Below are 5,312 nucleotides of genomic sequence, written 5' to 3'. Positions count from 1 at the left end.
TTGGGCGACCTGGAGACGGTGTTCGGGCTGGCCGTCGATCCCGTCGACGTCCGCATCCAGCGCTGGATCGACGCGATGCCGCAGTATGGCCCCGGACATGCCGACCTGGTCACCGAGCTGCGCGGCGGCTTGCCGCCGACGCTCGCGGTGGCCGGCAGCTATCTGGACGGCATCGGCGTGCCGGCCTGCGTCGGCGCGGCCGGGCGCGCAGTCGAGCATGTGATCAGGGCCATCGGAGACTTGGACGCGCAGGTGGCACGATAGGTTTCATGGCCAAGCTCGACTACGACTCGCTCAACTCCACGATCCGCTACCTGATGTTCTCGGTGTTCTCCGTCGAGCCGGGTGAGCTCGGTGAACAGCGCGACGACGTCATCGACGAAGCGTCGACGTTCTTCAAACAGCAAGAGGAGCGCGGCGTGGTGGTGCGCGGCCTCTACGACGTCGCGGGTCTGCGGGCCGACGCCGACTTCATGATCTGGACGCACGCCGAACGCGTCGAGGCGCTGCAGGCTACCTACGCCGACTTTCGGCGCACCACGGCGCTGGGGCGGGCCAGCGCGCCGGTGTGGAGCAGTGTGGCGTTGCATCGGCCGGCCGAGTTCAACAAGAGCCACATCCCGGCGTTCCTGGCGGGCGAGGAGCCCGGCGCCTACATCTGCGTGTATCCCTTTGTGCGGTCCTATGAGTGGTACCTGCTGCCCGACGAGGAACGGCGCCGCATGCTCGCCGAGCACGGCATGGCCGCGCGCGAATACAAAGACGTGCGCGCCAACACCGTTCCGGCGTTCGCCCTCGGCGACTACGAGTGGATCTTGGCGTTCGAGGCTCCCGAGCTGCACCGCATTGTCGACCTGATGCGGGAGCTGCGCGCCACCGACGCCCGCCGGCATACCCGCGAGGAGACACCGTTCTTCACCGGCCCCCGGGTGGCCGTCGAGCAGCTGGTGAATGCCCTTCCATGACAACCGCATTCGACCCTAACGACCCCACCCGCTTCGAGGAGATGTACCGCGACGAGCGGACGTCGCACGGCCTGCCGACCGCCACACCGTGGGACATCGGCGGCCCGCAGCCGGTGGTCCAGCAGCTGGTAGCGGTGGGTGCGATCAAAGGCGAGGTGCTCGACCCGGGCACCGGCCCGGGCCACCACGCCATCTACTACGCCGCCAAGGGGTATTCAGCCACCGGCATCGACGGTTCGGCGGGGGCCATCGAACGCGCCCGGGAAAACGCACGCAAGGCCGGGGTTTCGGTCAACTTCGAGCTGGCCGACGCCACCAAGCTGGACGGATTCGACGGCCGGTTCGACACGGTGGTCGACTGCGCGTTCTATCACACCTTCAGCACCGAGCCCGAGCTACGGAGCTCCTACGTACAGGCCCTGCACCGCGCCACCAAGCCCGGCGCGCGGCTGTACATGTTCGAGTTCGGCGAAAATAACATCAACGGCTTTAAGATGCTAAGGTCGTTGTCCGAGAACGACTTTCGCGATGTTCTTCCGGCCGGTGGCTGGGAGATCACCTATCTGGGCACGACCACCTACCAGGTCAACGTCAGCGTCGAGTCCATCGAGGCGACGGCCAAGCGCAACCCCGAGATGGCCGATCAGGCGGAGAAGCTGATCGAGCGTTTCCGGGTGATCGAGCCGTGGCTCGAGGGATCTCGGGTGCACGCCCCGTTCTGGGAAGTGCACGCCACCCGGATCGACTGACGCAGTTTCGCCGCGCCGTCGCCACCGCCGGAGGGGAGTGGGCTTTTGCCCGCCTTTGAGCGACAACGTTCTGGCCGCCTCTCCGCACGCGCGGTTGTCGCTGAATTGTCGCTCAGAGGCGGGCAATCAGCATGCCCCGGCGAAGCGGGACTGCTGCGATTTTGGGAAACCCGACGTCTGGGAAACCCTGGGAAACGACGCGCCGGCTATTCGCCCGCCGGCACCAGCCGCAACGAAACCGAGTTGATGCAGTAGCGCTGATCCGTCGGCGTCGGGTACCCCTCACCGGCGAACACGTGGCCCAGGTGGCTGTGGCAGTTCGCGCACAGCACCTCGGTACGCGTCGTACCCATGGAATGGTCGGGCCGCAAGATCACCGCATCGGAATTCGCCGGATCGAAGAACGACGGCCAGCCGCAGTGCGACTCGAATTTCTCTGTGCTGCGGAACAATTCAGCGCCGCAGGCCCGGCACTGGTACACGCCTTCGGTTTTGGTATCGGTGTATTCACCGGTGAAGGGCCGTTCGGTGCCGGCTTGGCGCAGCACGTGGAATTCTTCCGGGCTGAGCTTCCGGCGCCACTCGTCATCGCTCAGTTGCACCTTTGGACGCGACACGTCGCTGGTCATCTGCGCCACTCCTCTCTCCCGCAAGCGGGAGGTACCCCCGCGTCGCTCTTTTGCTCTGCATCGTCGCTGGCGGCAGAACTCATCCATCCACGCTAGCTCGGATGCCGCTGACCCGCTGCGCTCGGCTCCGCCTCGCTTGCGATCAGCGCGTCGCGCTCGCGCTCCGGCGTCAACCACGCCGGGTCGATGCCGTCGTCCAGCCGGTTCTCGGCCTTGGCGTCCAGGTAACGGAAGAGCAGCACGGTGAATGCGACGATCAGCAGCAGCGACCAGCCGTAGGTGATCTTCAGGTAGTGCAGGGCGCGGCCATACCTCATCCACCGGTAGATCAGCCAGTCGTCCAGCGTCATGAAGCCGTAGATTCCCAACCACGCCGGCCAGTTGCGGATCAGCGAGTTCTGCAGCACCACCGTCATCAAGAAGGGGAACAGCATCATCGAGTAGTAGCCCTGGGCCAGCGGCAGCACCAGCCAGGAACACAGCAGCAGCACACCCGACGAGCTGGTGAACCAGAACAGCGGATCGCGGGTGCGGTAATAGCGATACAGCAGCCACAGCGCGCCGATCGTGATCAGAACGAACAGAACCCGCATAAATACGATCAGCCAGGTGGGCAGGCCGAAGTACACGCCGTTGCCCTCGATCGAGCTGTTGAAGTAGTCCCGCGTGCCCCCGATGTACGGCAACGTCTTGGTGACGAAGTCCATCGGATCGCTGACCAGGGGCCAGGCGATGGCGTTGATCGCCAGCGGCACGGCCAACGCCGGTATCAGCGTCCGCCACTGGCGGTTGAGCAGTGGCAGCAACAGCAGCGGTCCCAGCACGGGTTTGAGGGTGAGCGTCAGGCCGATCACCAGCCCGGCCCACCACTGATGCCGGACTTTCCCGTCCAGCAGCCAGCGTAAGAAGAGCACCTCGGCCAGCAGCACACAGCCGTTGATGTTGGTGAACACCAGGGTGCTGCTCACGCTTTCCGTGCAGAACATGGCCAGCAACAGGGCGGGCGCCGCCACCGAGGACAAAGTGAATTTGAACATCCGCAGCAGCAGGTACCAGGCGATCAGAATCGCCACGGCGTTGACCAGGACGAAGAGAAACCTGGACGGCGAGAAGGAGAGGTACCCGAACGGTGCCATCAGCAGCGTGCCGCCGGGCGGGTACAGGTAGTGCGGGTCGACATAGTCGAAGTGCTCGTTGTAGATGTCCCAGCCGTGCCGGAAGTTGAGGACCGCGCGGTACACCGGTTTGAAGTCGTCGGTGATATTGCCGTTGAGGGGCAAGATGATGCTGCGGTGCAGTACCGAGAAGATGGCTATCGGCCACAACGCCGCCCGCAGTAGGGTCGCGACGCTCGGCGCACTGGTGCGGGGGGCAAAGGCGGCCAGGGTCCAATCACGCAAGCCGGTTCGGGTCGATTCAGCTGCCGTCACCAGCGCACCGTACACCGGGGCCGGTGCCGGCCGGAAAGCAGCATCAGGCCGGGCAATAGGTGTCGGTGTTGGGCAATTTGCCGCTGCTGAGGTAGCCGATCAGCGGCGGAACGGCGCAGCCCGAGAAGATGCTGGCGCCGTGGCCGATGCCCTGCCACATCACCCGCTTGCTGGCCGCGTTGGCGTTGATGATGGTGGCCGCGGTCGCCGCGACCCCGTCGGTCCCGACGATCGGGTCGTGCTGCACACCCAGCAACAGCACGTCGACCTTCAGCGTCTTGGGTGTGGCCGGCGGCGAACCGGTGGGCCAATGCACGCACTTGACCAGATTCAGCGCGGCGACCGTCCCGAATTCGGGATAGAGCTTGCCCCAGGCGACGACGAGTTCACGCACCCGGTCCGGGGTGGGGCGGTTGACCGCGTCGCTGCAGACGTTGACGAACTGGCCGTCGGAGTCCTGCACGGCGTTCGCGTGATTGATCAGGTTGGTCAGCGCGTTGGTGTCCCCGGAGCGGGCGGCGGCCACGGCGTTGGCCAGGTCGGTGGTGGCGGCGACGCGGCCACCGGCAGGGTAGCCCAGCGCGACGGTGATGGCATTGGCCACCTGCGCCACCGATACGCCACCGGGACCCTTACCGCCGCGGGCGTCGGCCAGCAGCGCGCTGACGGCACCCTTCGGGTCGCCGCCGAGCGCGCAGTTCACCGCGATGCATTGGGCGGCGAAGGCGTCCAATGCGGCCTGCTGTCCCTTGGCCTGCTGCTCGGCGGCGGCTTCGGCGTTGACGCCCAACGCAACTGGCGAGTCGAGGATCAATCGGGCCACCTTGTCCGGTCGCGATCCGGCGTAGGCCAACGCCACTTGTGCGCCGTTGCCGATTCCGATCAGCGCCAGGGTGGGCACGTCCCACAGGGTGCGCAACCGCTCGATGTCGGAGGCGGCGTGCGCGTTGTCGTATGACGACGCGTTCGGGCCGATCCCGACGGCGTCGCCGCAGTTGGTGGTGGCGGTGTTGGAGATCTCGGAAAGGTTGGCCACCGGGTCGTCGCCGGTCTGGAACTGCGACTGGTCGCGCATCTGTTGCCGGTCGAACTTGTCCCGGCAATCGATGGGGCTCGACATGCCGATGCCGCGGCGGTCGACCGAGACGATGGGATGGGTGGCCAGCACGTCGGCGCCCGCCCGGGACAGCCAGATCGGCAATTGCGCCGACGACGGCAGATCGGAGCCGGTGGTGAAGACCAGAGGCCCGGCGTCTTGCGGCGTCCGGTTCGAGCGGGCGCGCACCACGCCGATGCTCAGGGTGCCGCCTCCACCGTTGACCGGGTCCAGGTCGGCGTCGTAATTCGCGCAATCCAGCTGGACGCCGGGGGCGGCGGGAACCGCCGCATTGGCGAACACCCGCGAAGTGCAGTCATGCCACGACAGGTCGTTCTTGGGTGCGGCGATCGGTGGTGGACCGCTGGGCGCCGGCTTCGAGGTGGCCGCTCCTTGCGGGCGCGCACCGGAATTGGTGGCGAAGCGCGGGTCGGCGGCCAGGC

The 5,312-nt window shown here is 66.5% G+C and carries 5 protein-coding genes and 1 pseudogene; 3 read left to right on the top strand and 3 right to left on the bottom strand.

Annotated features, from left to right (window positions below; genetic code table 11):
* The 3 genes and pseudogenes from A5625_RS13590 to A5625_RS13580 form a co-directional block, all read left to right on the top strand.
* Window positions 1-264, top strand: a pseudogene (locus A5625_RS13590) (FAD-dependent oxidoreductase); the annotation flags it as partial.
* Between the two features lie 5 nt (window positions 265-269).
* On the top strand, window positions 270-965 hold the full coding sequence (gene hemQ, locus A5625_RS13585; RefSeq protein ID WP_066994290.1) for a hydrogen peroxide-dependent heme synthase: 696 nt from the start codon (window positions 270-272) through the stop codon (window positions 963-965).
* Entirely contained in the window at window positions 962-1,714 is a 753-nt protein-coding gene (locus A5625_RS13580) for a class I SAM-dependent methyltransferase (RefSeq protein WP_066994287.1), read from the top strand. The genes hemQ and A5625_RS13580 overlap by 4 nt, the downstream gene beginning before the upstream one ends.
* A gap of 206 nt (window positions 1,715-1,920) precedes the next feature.
* On the opposite strand, the gene msrB is transcribed toward A5625_RS13580, so the two are convergent.
* From msrB to A5625_RS13565, 3 genes are all read right to left on the bottom strand, one after another.
* Window positions 1,921-2,331, bottom strand: a complete 411-nt coding sequence (msrB, locus tag A5625_RS13575; protein ID WP_156748213.1) for a peptide-methionine (R)-S-oxide reductase MsrB — start codon at window positions 2,329-2,331, stop codon at window positions 1,921-1,923.
* Between the two features lie 104 nt (window positions 2,332-2,435).
* The gene (aftC, locus tag A5625_RS13570; RefSeq protein ID WP_066994284.1) at window positions 2,436-3,788 is read right to left on the bottom strand and encodes an arabinofuranan 3-O-arabinosyltransferase; all 1,353 of its coding nucleotides are present in this window, start codon (window positions 3,786-3,788) and stop codon (window positions 2,436-2,438) included.
* 28 nt (window positions 3,789-3,816) lie between these two features.
* A partial coding sequence (locus A5625_RS13565) for an alpha/beta fold hydrolase (RefSeq protein WP_156748211.1) occupies window positions 3,817-5,312 on the bottom strand: 1,496 nt, incomplete at its 5' end.

Source organism: Mycobacterium sp. 1465703.0 (genome assembly GCF_001672975.1).
Classification (GTDB): domain Bacteria; phylum Actinomycetota; class Actinomycetes; order Mycobacteriales; family Mycobacteriaceae; genus Mycobacterium.
The sequence above is the reverse complement of the archived record's forward strand: the minus strand, read 5'-3'. Positions and strand labels throughout refer to the sequence as shown.

What these genes read in the sequence shown, in the direction of transcription:
- hemQ (WP_066994290.1), top strand. Translation starts at nt 270, where the DNA reads ATGGCCAAGCTCGACTACGACTCGCTCAACTCCACGATCCGCTACCTG.
- A5625_RS13580 (WP_066994287.1), top strand. Translation starts at nt 962, where the DNA reads ATGACAACCGCATTCGACCCTAACGACCCCACCCGCTTCGAGGAGATG.